Source organism: Hymenobacter volaticus (genome assembly GCF_022921055.1).
Classification (GTDB): Bacteria; Bacteroidota; Bacteroidia; order Cytophagales; family Hymenobacteraceae; genus Hymenobacter; species Hymenobacter volaticus.
This window is the reverse complement of record NZ_CP095061.1, coordinates 2,061,153-2,077,870: the sequence shown is the minus strand read 5'-3', so window position 1 is coordinate 2,077,870 and position 16,718 is coordinate 2,061,153. Positions and strand designations below refer to the sequence as shown.

Sequence of the window (16,718 nt, the reverse complement as noted above, 5' to 3'; positions counted from 1 at the left end):
CTGTAGCCGCTTACTTCTCGCTCTACCTTCCACTTTTACCCTTCCTTCCCATGAAAGCCCACTTTCACAAAATCCCAGTTAACAACCAGAGTTCCTTTAGCATCCGCCACGACCGGAAGCCCAACTTTGGTACCATCTGGCATTATCACCCGGAGCTTGAACTGCACTACGTGATTAAGGGGGAAGGCGTGCGCTTGGTGGGCGACAACATCAGCAACTTTTCGGCGGGCGAGATCATCCTGCTAGGTGCCAACCTGCCCCACACTTGGCGTTGCAACGAAGAGTATTTTCAGTGCAACCCGGAGCTGGAAGTGGAAGCCGTGGTAATTCAATTTCTGCCCGAGTGCTTGGGCCGCTACTTGCTCGGTTTGCCCGAAGCCTACTTGATACCCAAGCTGTTCGAGAAAGCGAAAAGCGGCCTGATTCTGAGTGGCGAAGCCAAGGCCCGGCTGGCGCCCCTGATGCTGGCCGCCGTGCACGCCACCGACCTCGACCGCATCATCATCTTCCTGTCCATCCTCAAAATCCTCTCAGAAACGACGGAAATCGAGACGATTGCCTCGGAGCACCACGCCTTCAAGCAAAGCAACGAGTCGGATGTGCAGCGCATCAACAAGGTGTGCAACTACACGTTGTCCAACTACAAAAAGGAAATCACGCTCGAAGAAATTGCCTCTATCAGCAACCTAAGCGTGACTTCCTTCTGTCGGTACTTTAAACTGATCACCAAGAAAACCTACTACGACTTCCTCATCGAGATTCGCATCAGCCAGTCGTGCCGCCTGCTAATCGAGGACAAGCTGCCCACCGAGGTAATCTGCTTTGAGTGCGGCTTCAACAACGTGTCCAACTTCTACCGGCACTTCAAGAAAATCACCAAAATGACGCCGCTTGAGTACAAGAAGAAGTACCTGCACAGCTACAAAGAGTTGGCCGCAGCGTAAGCGCAGCAACGTAAAAAAGGCCATTATGCGTGAGCGTTGCTCAGCATAATGGCCTTTTTCCTCTCACACCAGTGCCCCTTTTACACTAGTTCCAGGCTTCTGCTTAGGATGTTGTAATCCCCGCAGAGAGCTTCCACGCCCTGCCGAATCGAGCTGGTGAAGGTGCCTACTCGACGACGGGTAAAAGTGGAAATATCCATGCCCCGCTGCTTGAGCGAGTATTTGGCCACAATGGGATACACGTTGTGCATCACGTCCATGTTCTTGACGAAGAACTGCTGCACCGCCTCCACTTCCGCCGCGGCGTGGGGGTTGTCGTAGTTGTTGCAGAGCCACACAATGAGTTCGGGGAAGAAATTGCCTTGAATGCAGGACAGTCCCGCCGCGCCGGCCCGCAACGACTCCACGGCGTGGCCCATGTAGGCGTCGTAAAGGCCGAAAGGATGGCCTTCCACCGCGGCGAGCTTGGCGCGCACCTGCTCGATATCGAGACAGGTGTCTTTGTGGTAGGTTACGCGGCCCGTGTCCACGAATTGCCCGAGCTGCTTGGCCGACAACACGCGTTTGTAGGGCTCGGGGCACTCGTAGAAACCGATAGGAATACCCGGCGTCCAATCCAAGAGCCGGAAGATTCGCTCGTCGAACACGGCGTCCGACTCTTGCTCGGTGGCTAGTAGGCCGGTGATGACGATGACGGCTTCGGTGCCGGCGTCGTATACTTTCTTCACGAAGTCAGCTTGCTCGTTGAGGGCGCCGGCGAAGGTGCCGGTAGCTACTACGGGCACGGCGCCGCCCACCACATCCACCACGTGGCGGATGGTTTCAAGCCGTTCCTGCGCGCTCAGCTCGAACATTTCGCTGGACAAGCAATTGGCGAAAAGTCCGGCGGCGCCGGCCCCTAAGTACAACTCTGTCAGGCGAGTAAGCGCCGGATAATCGATTTGCCCGTCGTTTTGAAAGGGCATGAGCATAACGGGGATAAATCCCTTCGGCGTTTTTTCCATGGTTGGGGTAGACGACTTGTCTGGTAGTGGGGCCGCGCGGGGCCTATCAGGTTAGCAAGTGGGCGCTTAGTGGACGGGCAGCTCGATTTCCTCGGGCCGGCTGGCTACCACCGGGCTTTTGCGGAGCCGGGAAAGCAGCAGTCCAATCAAAAAGATGGTCAGCGTACCGACCACGATAATCATGCTTTTGTGCAACGGGTTACGGAGCGGGCCAAAGCTCTCGGGCAGGCTGGGCGAGAACGTCATCCAAAGAATAACCAGCACGCCAATAGCGGTAGCGGTCAGGGCTTCGTGGTTGCGGGTTTGGCGGCTGATAACGGCCAGCAGAAACAACCCAAGCATGCCCGCCGCAAAAATCCCGGACAGTTCCCACCACACGTCCAGCACGCTCTTCACCCCAATCATGGCAATGCCGGTGCCCATGCCCATCAGCCCGACCACTACCGTGCCGAGGTGCAGCATGCGCATGGTTTGCCGGCCGCTGAGGTTGGGCTTGAAGTAACGCTCGTAGATGTCGGCAGTGAAGACAGTGGCCGAGGCATTCATGCCGGAGCTAATGGTGCTCATGGCCGCCGACAGGATGGCCGACACGATGAGCCCGACGAAGCCCGGCGGAATCTTGGTGACCATGAAGTGCGGCATTACCTTGTCGCCGTAGTCGGTGGGGAGCAGTTGCGCGGCCGTCTGGCTGATTTGGGCCGCGGTGGCGGTGAGCGGCAACCGTTCGGCGGCCACTTTCAGCTTCACGGCCTCAATCAGCTCGGGGTGCACTTGGTAGTAAGCAAACAGCGCAGTACCGATAACAAAGAACAGCAGCGAGGCTGGCAAATACAGCAGCACGCACAGCCAAATGGATTTGGCGGCCTGCTTGGCCGACGCCGCCGTGTGGTAGCGCTGCACGTAGTTCTGGTCGACCCCGAAATTGTTGAGGTTGATAAAGAAACCGTAAAGCAGCACCACCCAAAACGTAGATTGGGTGAAGTCGGGCGCGAAACCACCCAAGCTGAACTTGTCGTTTTGCTGGCCGATGGTGCCAATATTGGCCACGCCGCCCGGCATGTTCTCGACAATCAAATACAAAATCAGCAGCGCCCCGAAGGTCTTGATAACGCCCTGCACCACCTCGGTCCAGATAACGGCCTCAATGCCGCCGAGCACGGTATACACAATGATGCAGATGCCCGTCACCAGCATAATCATCTCCATCGAGAAGCCCGTCAGGGCCTGCAACGTGAGGGCAATACCGAAGAAGATAGAGCCGATGCGCGCCAACTGCGTCAGCAGAAAACACACCACCGCGTAGGTGCGGGCCCACCCTCCGAACCGCTTTTCCAGGTGCGTGTAGGCCGATATTTCGCCGGTGCTGCGGTAGAACGGCACGAAGTAGCGGGCTGCCACCCACGCCGCTAGCGGCATCGAGACGCTGAACACGAAGGCGTTCCAGTTGGTACCGAATGCCTTGCCCGGCACGCCCAAGAAGGTGTTGCTACTCAGAAAAGTAGCGTAGATAGACATGCCAATAGCCCAACCCGGAATCGAGCCGGAGGCACTGGAGTATTGCTCGGGATTCTTGTTTTTGCGGGCGAAATACACCCCCACGGCTATCATAGCCACCAGGTAGAGCGCAATAATGGCCAGGTCGAGAACTCGCAGATTGTTCATAAGACAATATTGTCGAAATGCGGAGAATCCTTGCCTGAAACCATTAGTAGCAGTATCAATAGCAAATTTACCTGCCCCTGCTACAGGGTTGGTGTATGATTTTCCCTTCCTATTGTAGCATCTTCTCCTCCCTAGATTTTTCCGAGTTTTATTGCACTTCCAACCCTGATACGCTGAGCCCGGCGGCATCAGTGCCGCTGAATTTGATCTTGTAGCTGCCCGCGTTGATCATCGAGCCGGTGGAGCTAGCCAGGTAGTTCCACTTGCCGGGTTTGGAAGGCACCAGCTCCACCTCTTCTTCCTTGAGCACCGTGCCATCGGCCAGGGCCACGGAAAGCTTGCCTTTCAGCGGCTTAGCTAGCTGGTTGGCGTAGCGCAACGTCAGAGAATACGTATCAGCAACGCCTACGCTAATAGTCCACTCCACGGCCCCACCAGCAGCCTCTTTGAAGGTAACACTTTCCTTTTCGTGCACCACGTCTTTCACTACCCCGGCCCCGAGAGGCGGGCCGTGGCCGGCTTGTAGCCAGTCACGGGCTTGAGGTCGTAAGCTGGCTCGATGGTGGTGGCGCGGTTGACGGCCACCAGGTAAGGCAAAGCGTCCGGGGCAGCGGCGCGACTATCGGGGCCGAGCGTGACGGTAGCGCCGGCCGGAAACCGCTTGCGGTACACGCGGAACGTGCAGCCACCGGCGTAGTCGATTTCCAGCGTGGTTTTGGTGTCCTCGTACTCCCGCAGCCAAGCGGGCGCGGTGCTTTGCTTGGCATCCAGATTGATGTACACATCGGCCGCGGTGGTTACCTGGAAGGTAGCGCGGGGTTTGTTCGCGGAAGCTAGGTTTAGCGGCGCCCGCAGCCACTCGGCGCCGTACAAGGCGGAAGGCAAGCTGCTGAAGGTGGCTTGGTCGTTGGTGTAGGGGGAGTTGCCGGTATCCAGCCAGGTTTGGGTTGTCCATTGCCCCGCCGAGCCTTGGTCGGCTACGGTCAGGCCACTAATGGCTGGTTGCGGGGCGGGCGCGGGCTTCGCAGTGGCGTCGGGGCTAGCAACAGCAATGCCGGCAATCAGGGCCTGCCCGGATGCTACGTGCGGAAACGACACGACGAGCTGCCCATCCGTCACGCGCACTTTCACCGTCTTTTTCAGGGCTTGGTCGTGGCCCGCTTCCTTCCAGATGTCCAGGTCCTTAAGTACTGTCTGGTTGTTAATGGCCACATCGAACAAGCGCCAGCCGGTGCAGTCGAGCCCGCCGCCGGTGCCGAGCCAGGGCTCCACGAAGTACAGTTCCACCATGTATTCGCCGTTGGGCACCGGGAAGGCGTAGCGCAGCTTTTCGCGGCCGTAGCGGAAACTCTGGAACAGCGGCCAGTCGGTGGTGCCTTGGATGGGGTCGTGGGTGCGGCGCTGGCTGGCGAAGAACGGCGACAAGCCGGGGAAGTCCCGCGTCCACGATTCGGAACCCCACGTTTGGGAGTTGGTGCGCGGTTGGTCGGCTTGCCAGGTGCTGCCGTGGCGGTCCACGTACGCCGGCCCGCCGCAGTTCACCCGGTACAGGTAGTTGTTGCCCGGTTGCGGGGCCGTTATGGGTTGGGCATCGGCTAGAAACGCCCTGAAGCCGGGCGCTGCGGGTAAGTGGTTGAGCACGATATAGTCACGGGCCACGGCCTTGCCGGCCACGTAGCCCACGGCGTAGAGCACGTTGTAGCGTACGTCCACCCCGTCCCACTGGAAATGGGTACCGATGCCGGCGCGGGTTTTGCGGCCCAGCGAGGCGGCATTCACGTCGTTGAACAGCTCCACTTCGTCGCAGTTCGAGTACACCGCAATGCTGTCTTTGCGTCCCGGTTTCAGCCACCGGTCGGGCCAGGTGTGCGAGGCAATGTAGACCATCGGCTCCTTGTGCTTGGGAGCGTAGTTGGCGCGGAACATGTAAAACGCGTCCGTTGGCTCTTCCCAGGGCGTCAGCAAGCCCTTATAATTTACCGGGCCGATGCGGTCTAGTTCGCGCTGCCCCTCCCCGCCTTGCACCCGGCCGGGGTTGTCGTGGGATGTGAACAGCCAGAAGAAGTGGCCCGCGGTTTTGTCTTTGGCCGCTTCCGCGAGGCGCACTTTCAGCTCCATGAGCTGCGTGAACCGGTCTTCGCTGAACGGGCCACTGTTGAAAACGGGCGGGCCTTCGGAGTGCAGATCGAGGGTGCGCCAGGCGCCGTACTCGCCGATAAGCACCTGCCGCTCCACGTCGGCGCCGTAGGTGTTGGGGTCGCCGCCGTAGGTGCCGGTCCAGTTTTGGGGCACATCCCAATCGGTACCCTTGCCCCGTTGCAAGTCGTGACTTTGCGCTGCGCCGAAGCCGTAGGGTCGAGCTGGCGGATGAGGGCGGTGCATTCGCGGGCGAAGTCTTCGGGCAAAGTGCTTTCGTTTTCCAGCCCCCACAGAACGATGGACGGGCTATTGCGCCGCTCTTTCACCCAATCAACGAGCAGGGTTTTGAAGTTCTGGCGAAATGCCGGGTTATCATACCACACGTGGGCGGCCAACTGCGGCCACCACAGTAAGCCCAACGAATCCCAATTGGCTTGGTAGCGCAGGTTGTGGGGCTGGTGCGCGTCGCGGAAGGCATTGAAACCAGCCGCTTTCATTTGCTCTACCCGCGTTTGAATCTGCTCGGCCCCGAAGGCGTGGCTTTGGCCGAGCAAGTGTTCGTATTCGGCAATGCCGTTGATGAAAACGGACTTGCCATTCAGTAGGAACTGCTTGTGTTTGGCGGCAGCCGGGCCAATCGGCCAGCTAATCCAACGAATTCCATAGGGCGTTTCCAGCTCGTCGAGCACCTTTCCTTTCGCACTTACTTGCGTCACCAGCCGATACAGATAGGGGTCGTCCAACGACCACAAATGCGGCTGCGTGAGCGTCGGCAGTTGCTGCCGAACCTGCACGGTTTTGCCGGCTGCTAGCTTCTGCTTGGATTTAATTTCGGCTACCTTCTTGCCTTGCCGATCAAACAGTTGATTAACCACCGTTACGGTTTGCGGCTTGCCGTAGTAGTTGCGCACTTCCGAATCCACGTGCAGTTGCGCCGCCTGCGCCGACACGGTGGAATCGGCCCAGATGTGCACGCCAAACGGCTCGATCCGCACCGGATTGGTAACGATTAACTGCACCGGCCGGAAAATGCCCATCGGCTGCGAGCCTTCCGAAAAACCTCTTTCCTCGGAGCAGCCCCCGCACACCCACGGCAAATCCTGGATGCCAGCCGGATGGTCGGCCCGGACGGCCAGCACGTTGGGGCGGCCATCAAGCAGCACGGCTTCGGTTATGTCCAGGGTGAAGGTGGTGCGGCCACCGGCATGCGTGCCCACTGGTCGGCCGTTCAGCCACACCGTCGCGTAGGAGCCCACGCCTTCGAAAAACAGGAAGTAGCGTGCGTCCTTTTGGGCGGCCTTCACGGGGAAGGTTTTGCGGTACCAGGCGTAGCCGTGGCGGTTGCCGTGGCGCATCCGTCGGTAGCCTTCGTAGGCATCCCAATTGTGGGGCACTGCCACGGTTTGCCAGCTTTGGTCGTTGAAGTTGGGCTTCTCGAAGCCGTTGAAGGCCTGCTGGTTTTTGTCGTCGGCTACCGTGCGCCAATTGTCTAGTAGCGGCACCGCCACCCGCAGACCCGACTGCCCCACTACTGCATTGGCAGTTAGCAGCCAGGAAAGCAACAGCAGAACGGAAGGCAGAGCAAGGCGGGGCATGGCAGATGTGTTAGAGCTAGGTTTTAGCACCCCTCCTTTTTCAAGCAGGGGTGGCCGGAGGCCGGGGTGGTTAACTAGAATTAGAAGCTAGTACTAGTCATCGTTATAGCATGGGACAATCACCCTTAACGCACGCTGCTTGATGCGCGAAATTCAGCTGAGGAACTAGCTACTAGCATCTTATTTCAACTTCAAATCAGCAGTTAACTTGTATGTCTTGCCGGCTTTGGTTGGGAAGCGCGCTTGCTTAAAGCCGTAGTGCAACACGCACTCTTGGCCCGCTTCTGATTTGATTTCCAGCTGTTGCAACGCGCCTTTTTGCCACTGCATATCCACCACGAAGCCCCCGCGGGCGTGCAAGCCCCGGATGGTGCCGTCGGGCCAGGCGGTAGGGAGGGCGGGCAGCAGGTCGAGGTAGCCGGCGTGGCTTTGCAGCAGCATCTCGGCCATGCCGGCCGCGCCGCCGAAGTTGCCGTCAATTTGGAAGGGCGGGTGGGCATCGAACAGATTTTTGTACACGCCGCCCTGCTCGCTGCCCGTGGCGTTTTCGGCCGGGGAGAGCAGCTTTTCCAGTATCCGCAGAGCGTGGTTGCCATCCTTGAAGCGGGCCCACAAGTTGACTTTCCAAGCCAAGCTCCAGCCGGTGCCTTCGTCGCCGCGTTGCGTCAGGGAGGTTTGCGCCGCTTGCATCAGCTTCGGGTTGGTGTCCCAGGTGATATCGGTGCCGGGAAACACGCCCCAGACGTGTGAAACGTGGCGGTGCGTATCAGTGGGGTCGTCTTTGTCTTCCAGCCACTCTTGCAATTGTCCGTGCTTCCCGATTTGGTTGGGGGCTATTTGGCTGGCTTTTTCAGTGAGGGTCTGCCGGAAAGCAGCATCGGTGCCGAGGACCTGCGCGGCGGCGCTGCAGTTCTTGAACAACTCCCGAATCAGTTGGTGGTCCATGGTGGGGCCGACCACTAAGCCGCCGTGCTCGGGCGAGTTGGAAGGCGTGCTAATCAGCCAGCCGGTGCGCGGATCGGCTACCAGGAAATCCAGGAAGAACGTGGCCGCCTCCTTCATGATGGGGTATTGCTGACGCAAAAATTCCTTGTCGTGCGTGAACTGGTAATGCTCCCAAACGTGCTGGTTCAGCCAAGCCGCTCCCGTCACCCAAATCCCGTGGTTGGAGGCGTTGATGGGCGCCGTGCCGCGCCACAAATCGGTGTTGTGGTGCAGCACCCACCCGTGGGCGTTGTAGTGCTCTTTGGCCGTGACTTTACCGGCCGCCGCCGTTTCGCCAATCAATTGCATCAGCGGCGCCGTGCAAGCCGACAGCCCAAGCACCTCAGCCGGCCAGTAGTTCATTTGCAGGTTGATATTGGTGGTGTACTTGCTACCCCACGAAGGCGTCAACGACTCGTTCCAGATGCCCTGCAAATTGGCCGCCTGCCCCCCGCCCGCGACGACGAAATCAGCAAGTAGCGCCCGTATTGCATGTACAGCGCCAGCAGCGCCGGGTCAGCGGCAGGGCTGAACTGCTTGATCCGGGCATCGGTGGGCAGGTTCTCGTTTTGGCTGTGCCCCAAGTCCACGGAAAAGCCATTGAACAGTTCTTGATAGTCGCGGATGTGTTCGGTTTTGAGGTCAGTGAAGGATTTGCCACTGCCGTTGCGTAGCGTCTGCTCGACCCGTTTCTCGGGCTGCACGTTTGCTTGCTGATAGTTCTCGAAGTTGGTGGCGGCCGTCAGGGTGAGAGTAGCTTCGTCGGCGTTTTCTAGTTTGATCTGGTTGTCAGTTACTGTCACTTTGCCGCGCTTGGCATCTACGCGCAGATAGCTCACGCCGCGCAGCACTCCGTCGCGCACTTGCACGGCCAAGGCCAGCGTGTGGTCGTCAACACGATAAACCTTTTGGGCTTTGTGCGGGCTTTGCAGTTGAGCGCTCAGGCTGATGCGGCCTTTTTGGTCGGCCGTCAACCGGCAAACCAGGGCGTTGCGTGGGGCACTAGCAAAGTACTCCCGGGTGAACGTCACTCCGGCCTGCTTGTACTGCGTCCGGGCCACGGCTTGGCTGATGTTTAACTCCCGTTGGTACTCCGTGGCGGCACCCTTCTGCGTGAAATCGAGTAGCATGTCGCCGAAGGGCTGATACGAGGCTTGGAAGCTCGGAAACAATGGGGGCTTGTCGTCTTGGATCCAGTACTGCCAGGCCGGGTTCAAGGGCACGCCGGTGGCCGGGTCGGCGCCCTCGGGGTACACCACCAGTACTGGTTGCTGCTCCTTCACGCCGATCAGGCCGCCCTTGTCATAGAAGTTGAGCACCTGCACCAGCAACTGATTCACGCCGGGGCGCAACACAGCGGCGGGCACTTGGTAGCGCCGCTTCTTGCTGATACCCTCGTCGGTGCCAACTTGCGTGCCATTCACGTAGGTTATGTCCACGTCGCGGATGCGGCCCAGGCTGAGCGTTAGGTTTTTGCCCGCCCACGCTGCGGGCAGCTCGAAAGTGGTTTTAAACCACACGGCCCCGTCTAATCCTTCAAGGCCGGCACTTTCCCACCCGTTGGGCGTGGGCAGCTTCCACGGCTTCCACGGATGAGTGGACGCCGCGGCTTCCGCTACGGTGGTGGCTTGCACCTGCTTGAGCCACGCAGCTTTTTGGGCGTCGTACTCTTTTTCATGGTCCCGTACGCCCATAAAATGCTCGGCGGCCAAGGCTTCTGCCTCGGCCTGCTTGCCCTCGGCCAGTAACTGCCGGATAGGCTGCAAGTACTGCGCCGCACCGGGGCGGTTGTAGTTGCGCGGCCGCCCGGTCCAGAGCGTGGTTTCGTTGAACTGAATCCGCTCCTGCTCTACTCCGCCGAACACCATCCCGCCTAGCCTGCCATTGCCTATCGGCAGGGCATCGGTCCATTTTGCGGCCGGCTGCGCGTACCAGAGCCTCAACGGTTGCTGCCCCGCACAGATGGTAGCCGTTAGCCAGCACAAGAATGCAAGAAGAACAGTAAGGCGTGGGTGGGGCATGGGTGGATTTAATTCAATTGTGCTCTGGAAACTAGATACCTAGTTCACGGCTACTTTTTCCTTTACCGTTTCGTCTTGGCTTACCGGGGCTTTCACGTACTTGAAGTTGTTGTTTTGCAGCACGATGTTGCGGGTTTTGGCGCCTTTTAGCTTCAGGAAAGTTTCGGTACCGGCGGCCGGAAATGCGTTGTACACGAAGGCGTCTTCGGTGTTGGTTAGCTCTAGAAGTGGGGTGGCGACGGAGGGCATGGCGCTGCGGATGCCGTCGAGCCAGAGTTGCTGCACGTTTTCGGCGCGCACGGCGGGGCCGGCGGCGGGGTTTACTTGCACGTTGTGGAAGGCGATGTTGCGCGCCTCTTTCACAGTGAAGCCCTGCTTGGCGTCGATGTTCATATTGCTGAACGTGACGTTTTCGATGGGCATCTCGGCGAGGCCGTTGAGTAAGCCCGCTTGGTTGCCCTCGGCGGTGATGTTGCTGAAATGAATGTTGCGGAACCGCGGCGTACGCTCCGTCACGGGCTCGGCCGGGGAGTTGGCGTACTGCATGTCCAGCACGATGATTTGCTCGCGGATGTTCTTCATTACCAGGTTATCCACCCGAATATCCTCGACCACCCCACCCTACCGCGGGCCGTTTTAATGCGGATGCCCCGGTCGGTGCCATCGAAGATGCAGTTGGAAATAGTGATTTTCTTTACGCCCCCCGACATCTCGCTGCCAATCACTACGCCGCCGTGTCCCGAGAGCATGGTGCAGTTGGTGATGGTGTAGTTTTCGGCCGGCACGTTCATTTTGCGCCCCGCCCGGTCCTTGCCCGACTTAATGGTGATGCAGTCGTCGCCGACGCTGATGTGGCAGTTAGCGATGTGCACATTGCGGCACGACTCGGGGTTGATGCCGTCGGTGTTGGGCGAAGGCGGGTTGTTAATGGTGACGCCGGTGATGGTCACGTTTTCGCAGAATTCGGGGTTTACGGTCCAAAACGGCGAGTTGCGGATGGTGATGCCTTCGATCTGCACGTTTTTGCAGTACATCGGCTGGATGAACGGCGGCCGGATAAAGCCGCGCTCGATCACGCCGGGCAGGTCAGGCTTCAGGATGTTGGCGTTGAGACGGAAAAATTCCTGCTGCCATTTCGAATCCTGACTTTTGCGCGAGGCACCCTCTGCGAAATCCCACCACTTTTTGCCTTGCCCATCAATGGTGCCGCGCCCCTTGATGGTGATATTCTCGGCCTTGTAGGCATAGAAAAACGGCGAAAACGTCTTCACATCAATGCCCTCGTAGCGCGACTCTACCATGGGCAGGTAGTCGTCGAAATTGTCGCTGAAGTAAAGCACGGCGCCGGCTCCTATGTCAATGGTGATGTTGCTTTTAAGATGAATCGGGCCGGTTCGGTACTTGCCCGCCGGGAAGTACACCGTGCCGCCGCCTGCTTTAGCGGCCGCATCAATGGCTTTCTTGATGGCCGCCGTGGCCAGCTTCGTGCTGTCGTTGCGGGCGCCATACTTGAGCACGTTGTAGTACTGTTGCGCTTGTGCGGCCGTAGCGCAAAGCAAAACTAGCAAGCAAAAACCACTGAGGCGAAGGAAGCGGTGAAGAAGTGGAATGTGCTTCATAAATGAGAATCACTAAAAACCTGTTGAATCACTTTCATGCAAATCGTTGTCATCTGAACGGAACCGAAGTACTTGCCATAATGCTGTTACAACACTACCTGTCATGCTGAGCGGAGTCGAAGCATCTCGCGTGCTAACGCTGGATTGCTAACCACAACGTCAGCGCGCGAGATGCTTCGACTCCGCTCAGCATGACGGTCTGATGGTGTTGGTAACGGTGACCTAACGTTCTGGTAATGTTGGCAACTGCCGCACAGTAGAGTAAGTGGACCGATCCTGTTTAATGAGAACTCAACCATTAGCTTGGGAGCTTGGCGGTAACTTTTTTCAGCTCCTTGCCGTGGTATATTTCCTGGCCGTCGGCGAAGATGCGCAAGCCCTGGCCTTTGTTGTACTTGGTGCCAGTTTTGTCCCAAAGCACCGTGAGCAGGCGGCCGTGGTAGCGTACTTGGTCGAGGCAGAAGTAGTCCCATTTGCCTTGTGGCACCAGCGGAAAAAGCTCCACTACGTTGTCGGGGCGGGGTTTGAGGCCGACTAGGCCGGTGATGATGAGGTCGGCGAAACCGGAGTGGTTGTAGTAGCTGCTGCGCGGGTTGTCGCCCTTTAGCCACTCGCCATTTTTCTCGTCCTGATACTCGCCGATGTAGGGCACGCCGTTTTTCTGGTGCGACTGCGCGTATTTGCGCAGCTCATCAAAGTACACCTGCGCGCTCATGCCGTCCTGGTTTTTGTACTCGGTCAGCAGGTTGGCGAGGCCCTTCAGGGTTTGGGTGGTGGCGTAGGGCCACACCGCGCCGTCCCACTCGCAGCCGTGGCCCGAGCCGTGGGTGCGGAAGCCGGGGGCGCGCCGCTCGGCCGTGGTGATGCCCCACGGCGCCCGGAAGCCGGCCGTGTCGGTGAGGTGGGTCCACTGCTTGGCGTAGGTGGGTTTGTCGGCGGGCAACGAGAAGTACCACGGAATGTAGCCGAGCTCCTCGCGGGCTTCGCAGAGGCCCCTTTTTCGTATTGCACTTTAAAGAAGGTGCCTTTCTCGTCCCACAAGGTGCGCTGCACGTCGGCGCGGAGTTGCTTGGCTTTCTGCGCGTACCTGGTTTGCAGCGTATCGTTTTTTACTAGCTTGGCCATGGCGCTCATGGCCTTGGCGTTGCCGTACATGTAGCTGTTGATGGTGGGGCGCACGTTCTTTTCCTTGCGGCTGCCGCTGATGGATTCTTCCATGGCGTCGCGCACATCAAACTGCCAGAACATGCCGTTGGGCAGCATTTTTTCCTTTTCCCACTGCCGGTAATCGGTGTGTAGCACGGGCAGCAACTCTTGCACCAGAGCTTTGTTGGGGTTGACCAGATACATGCTGTACACCGCGTCCTGCAACCAACTGCTAAAGGCGCGCAGTTTGGGCTTGGGCTGCTTGGGGTCGGCGAACAGCCAGAACCGCAGGTACTGGTCGATGTACTGCGAGTCGTGCAGCCAGCGGCCTTCGTTGAGGTGATGCCCCAAGGCGCTGCTGATGGTGTTGTGCTTGCCTGCGTGGTTCATCGGGGTGATAAACTCCGTGAATACATAGCCGTCGGGCGTTTGCTTGAGGTGCTTGCGGTAAGTCCACCAGCGGTAGTAGTAGGTTTGCTGCAACAACGAATCGGGGCACTCGAACAGCGGCACTTGCTCGGCCAGCCAATCGGCGGCTTGGGCATTGGGCACGTGGTTGACAACCGTCTCTTGGTCCATGCTGTTGAACCAGGCCACGCTGGAGCGCAGCTTATCGGTGGTTAGCACGAACGGCGGGCGCTGCTGGGCTACGGCCGCGTTGGGTGCTTGCCAATTGAGAAATCCGAGGAAGAAGAGAAGTGCTTTCGTTTGCAACCGCATGGTGGGAATTAGGGCTTTTCGGCGTCTCTTATTCAAATAACCAGTCTATTTCCTTGGTTTGCTCGCCCCCGCCGCCAAGGCCGGCGTTGTAGGTGCGCAGCGGCTGGCTGGCATCCACGAAGCCGAGAATCAGGCAGGCGCCGCGGCTGAGGTTAAGGGTGTGCGTACCGGATTTAAACGTGTAAGCGTGCACATTCACGGCCGGCTGACCCGCTACTACCAGCCCGTTGGCAATCTTGACGTCGGCCTGGCCGTAGTAGTTGGCGCTGGCATCAATTTCAAGCTGCGGCGCGGGCAGGTAGCGCGAACTTTTCTTATTGAAATAGCCTACCAGCACTTGCACCGGCTTGGTGGTCGTAAAGCGCAGTCCCGTGCCGTTTTTGCGCTGCTGAGCGGCATTCAGGCGCACGCCTTTTAAGCCGGCTAACTCCGGTGCGAGGGCCGTAATCTGAGTTGTAGTGTCCGCGAAAACCGGCTGCCCCGCCGCTACCGAATAGGTACCGGCTTTGGTAAGCAGTGTGACGGGGGCGTTGCGCAGCACCACCAACTTCTGCGAGGCGGGCAGCGCCTTCACGGCTTTCAGCGAGTCGATGCTGTGGCGCAGGTTGGTTAGCTCCCGCTGATACACGGGCAGCATTTCCGCCCACGTGATGTAGGTGGCATCCACACCGCGCATCGGGATTTTGCGCTGCGCAGTTTGCATGCTGTTGGCGTAGAGGTAGGTATTCTTGGTGAGGTCCACCATTTTCTGCCAGTGCTGCACACTGCGTTCCAACGCGGGCACGGCGGCTTCTAGGTCGGTTACATTCTTGCTGTATTTGTAGCGCAGCACTTGCAAGGCGGCGCGCACTTTCTCGGCGTAGAAATCAGCCAGCACGGCCTGGCAATACATGTCGTTTTTGATGCGCGCAAACTCCGCTTGGTTTTTAGTAACGGACGGGGCGGCGCGTTCAATGGCGGCCACGGCAGCTTTGCCGTGCGCCTGCACTTCGTCGGCCACTTGGGGCGGGGTCTCGCCGATGTGCTTCTGCCCTTTTGCTTCTTTCTCAGCGTAGTCGATAATCATCTCGCCCTCCGGCGCTTCCGACTCGTAGAGAAGCGTAAACAGCCCGTAGCGCTTGGGGTTGATGAGCTGGCCCATGAGCATGCCCAAGGTTAGGGTCTGGCGGTTACCGTCGGTGATACCGTAGCGGCGCAGCAGTTTCGGCTCGATTTCGCCGGCTTGCTCGTAGGCTTCCAGCACTTGCTTGCCGGCCTCAGCGGTGGTGCCGAACTGCTCGCCAAGCTGCTGGCCCCAATAGCTCACCTCGGCCGGCCGGGGCGGTTGGCTTTCCAGGCGTAGCGCGACCAGGCCTTGTACCACATCCAGTCCCGGTCGATTTGCAGCAGGCGCTCTGGGGCTTTGTCGGCGGTGTAGGGCCAGTCCCAATACGAGGCCTGCGGGTACAGGTGCAGCCCATTGGCACCGTAGATGCTGTGCATGGCCTGCACCGATTTCTGGATGAAATCGGCCGAGCCATAGCGAAACGGCTCTAGGTTGGCCAGGATGTGCACGTTCTCGATGTGCACCGAATTCATGCCGCTCAGGGTGCGGTGCAGTTCGGCCCAAGAGCCGCGGGGGGTGTAGGTGGTGAGGGCCTCGCCGTTGAATTTGGCTTCGGTGTAGAGGTTCTTGTAGAGCGGCAGCGCGGCGTTGATAACACGGGGCGCGTCGGTGTCGTGGGCGCGCAGCACGATGGGCGGCAGTTCGGTTTGGCCGGAAGCTTTGAGGCCGTCGAGCACGCCCCGAATAATGGTTTTGTTGAACCAGTCCACATCATCCTGCCCGACGCCTTCCATGGCTTCGCCTAGCGCCACCATCAAACCCACGTTGGGGTATTTCTCGACGAAGGCGGCAATGGACTTGCGGGTGTAGTCGGCAATGAGTGGCACGATGGGCCGGGCGCGGTCCTGCGTTTTGATGTTGTGGTGCTCGGCAAAGGGCTTGGACACGATGATATTGTAGAACATCTGAATCACCCAAATACCACGCTTATCGGCTTCCTCGGTCAGGAATCGGTACATCTCTTCATTCTTTTTGAAGGTGGCATCGTCCACTTCCACCGCGTAGGGATAGTCTTTGAGGCGCACCAATGAGGCAAACGGGTGGCCGTTCCAGAGGTAGAGCGAGTTCATGCGGTTGTCGGCCAGCATGTCGAGGTACTTCACCCACAACGCTTTATCGTAGAGCCACGGAAACACTTTGGGCGTGTACGGGTACTCGTACACGGTACGGCCCGGCAGGTAATACGGCTTTTGGATGCCGATGCAGGCGCCGCGCATCACCATTTCGGGTTGCTCTTTCAGGCTTAGCTTCTCTTCTATTTTGCCTAGCGCTTTCACCTGCTCGGCCAGTTCTAGGCAGCCGTAGAGCACCCCGGAATTGTCGGTGCCGCTGACCAGAACGGTGTTTTTGTCGGCCGAGGTGATGGTGAAGCCTTCTTTGCCGGGCGCCGCCCCGGGCGTGGCGTGGTAAGTGGTAGCGGCCTGGGTCAGCAGCGCGTCGGTGGCGCGGCCTACTACAATCTGGTTGCTCTTGCCGCTAACTTTGTCTTGTTCGGTGATGCTGGCTTGATAGCCGGCCGCTTGCAGGGCCGCTTGTAGCCGCTCGGCACCGTAGCGTAGTCGTGCGTGAGCTTTTTTAGGCAGCACGATAACGCGCGTTTCAGCGGGCTTTGGGGCGCAGCCGACGCGCCGGGGGCGGAAAGCAGCAGGCAGCCAATCAGGAACCAACTAGTTGCAAGGCACTTCCACAAACTCCAACGCATCGGCGGGTTTTTTGGGTGAAGAGTATATTCTACCTCATCAAAGTTATAGTGGCCAACCCCGCTTGCTTTATACCATC

Annotated in this window: 10 protein-coding genes and 3 pseudogenes; 1 reads left to right on the top strand and 12 read right to left on the bottom strand. The window is 58.9% G+C overall.

What is annotated here, in order from left to right:
- The first annotated feature begins 50 nt into the window (after nucleotides 1-50).
- On the top strand, nucleotides 51-944 hold the full coding sequence (locus tag MUN86_RS08945; RefSeq protein ID WP_245124337.1) for an AraC family transcriptional regulator: 894 nt from the start codon (nucleotides 51-53) through the stop codon (nucleotides 942-944).
- An 80-nt stretch (nucleotides 945-1,024) separates the two neighbouring features.
- On the opposite strand, the gene MUN86_RS08940 is transcribed toward MUN86_RS08945, so the two are convergent.
- The 12 genes and pseudogenes from MUN86_RS08940 to MUN86_RS08890 all read right to left on the bottom strand — a co-directional run bounded on the left by MUN86_RS08940 (nucleotide 1,025) and on the right by MUN86_RS08890 (nucleotide 16,606).
- Nucleotides 1,025-1,948, bottom strand: a complete 924-nt coding sequence (locus tag MUN86_RS08940) for a dihydrodipicolinate synthase family protein (RefSeq protein WP_280640616.1) — start codon at nucleotides 1,946-1,948, stop codon at nucleotides 1,025-1,027.
- Nucleotides 1,949-2,014: 66 nt separating this feature from the next.
- Entirely contained in the window at nucleotides 2,015-3,610 is a 1,596-nt protein-coding gene (locus MUN86_RS08935; RefSeq protein WP_245124333.1) for a sodium:solute symporter family protein, read from the bottom strand.
- A 148-nt stretch (nucleotides 3,611-3,758) separates the two neighbouring features.
- Entirely contained in the window at nucleotides 3,759-4,097 is a 339-nt protein-coding gene (locus tag MUN86_RS08930) for a carbohydrate-binding protein (protein ID WP_245124331.1), read from the bottom strand.
- Nucleotides 4,097-5,497 carry a malectin domain-containing carbohydrate-binding protein gene (locus tag MUN86_RS08925; protein ID WP_245125676.1) on the bottom strand — a complete coding sequence of 467 codons (1,401 nt, stop codon included), beginning with the start codon at nucleotides 5,495-5,497 and terminating at the stop codon, nucleotides 4,097-4,099. Before MUN86_RS08925 ends, MUN86_RS08930 begins: the two co-directional genes overlap by 1 nt.
- Nucleotides 5,498-5,718: 221 nt before the next feature.
- A complete protein-coding gene (locus MUN86_RS08920; protein ID WP_245124330.1) occupies nucleotides 5,719-7,344 on the bottom strand; it encodes a glycoside hydrolase family 2 protein in 1,626 nt (541 codons plus the stop codon).
- 180 nt (nucleotides 7,345-7,524) lie between these two features.
- The gene (locus MUN86_RS32330; RefSeq protein WP_375379498.1) at nucleotides 7,525-7,785 is read right to left on the bottom strand and encodes a glycoside hydrolase family 95-like protein; all 261 of its coding nucleotides are present in this window, start codon (nucleotides 7,783-7,785) and stop codon (nucleotides 7,525-7,527) included.
- A 54-nt stretch (nucleotides 7,786-7,839) separates the two neighbouring features.
- Nucleotides 7,840-10,349, bottom strand: a pseudogene (locus tag MUN86_RS32325) (glycoside hydrolase family 95 protein); the annotation flags it as partial.
- A 39-nt stretch (nucleotides 10,350-10,388) separates the two neighbouring features.
- Nucleotides 10,389-11,968: pseudogene (locus MUN86_RS08905) on the bottom strand (glycoside hydrolase family 28 protein).
- A 298-nt stretch (nucleotides 11,969-12,266) separates the two neighbouring features.
- Nucleotides 12,267-12,455: a glycosyl hydrolase family 65 domain-containing protein gene (locus MUN86_RS32320; protein ID WP_375379497.1), complete on the bottom strand. Its 189-nt coding sequence runs from the start codon at nucleotides 12,453-12,455 to the stop codon at nucleotides 12,267-12,269.
- A 138-nt stretch (nucleotides 12,456-12,593) separates the two neighbouring features.
- A pseudogene (locus MUN86_RS08900) lies at nucleotides 12,594-13,504 on the bottom strand (MGH1-like glycoside hydrolase domain-containing protein); the annotation flags it as partial.
- A 358-nt stretch (nucleotides 13,505-13,862) separates the two neighbouring features.
- Nucleotides 13,863-15,197, bottom strand: a complete 1,335-nt coding sequence (locus MUN86_RS08895) for a hypothetical protein (RefSeq protein ID WP_245124320.1) — start codon at nucleotides 15,195-15,197, stop codon at nucleotides 13,863-13,865.
- Nucleotides 15,137-16,606, bottom strand: a complete 1,470-nt coding sequence (locus MUN86_RS08890) for a hypothetical protein (RefSeq protein WP_245124318.1) — start codon at nucleotides 16,604-16,606, stop codon at nucleotides 15,137-15,139. The genes MUN86_RS08895 and MUN86_RS08890 overlap by 61 nt, the downstream gene beginning before the upstream one ends.
- Nucleotides 16,607-16,718 lie beyond the last annotated feature (112 nt).

Coding starts and splice junctions, on each gene's coding strand:
- MUN86_RS08945 (WP_245124337.1), top strand. CDS start 51: ATGAAAGCCCACTTTCACAAAATCCCAGTTAACAACCAGAGTTCCTTT.
- MUN86_RS08925 (WP_245125676.1), bottom strand. CDS start 5,497: ATGGTCTACATTGCCTCGCACACCTGGCCCGACCGGTGGCTGAAACCG.
- MUN86_RS08940 (WP_280640616.1), bottom strand. CDS start 1,948: ATGGAAAAAACGCCGAAGGGATTTATCCCCGTTATGCTCATGCCCTTT.
- MUN86_RS08935 (WP_245124333.1), bottom strand. CDS start 3,610: ATGAACAATCTGCGAGTTCTCGACCTGGCCATTATTGCGCTCTACCTG.
- MUN86_RS32330 (WP_375379498.1), bottom strand. CDS start 7,785: ATGCTGCTGCAAAGCCACGCCGGCTACCTCGACCTGCTGCCCGCCCTC.
- MUN86_RS08920 (WP_245124330.1), bottom strand. CDS start 7,344: ATGCCCCGCCTTGCTCTGCCTTCCGTTCTGCTGTTGCTTTCCTGGCTG.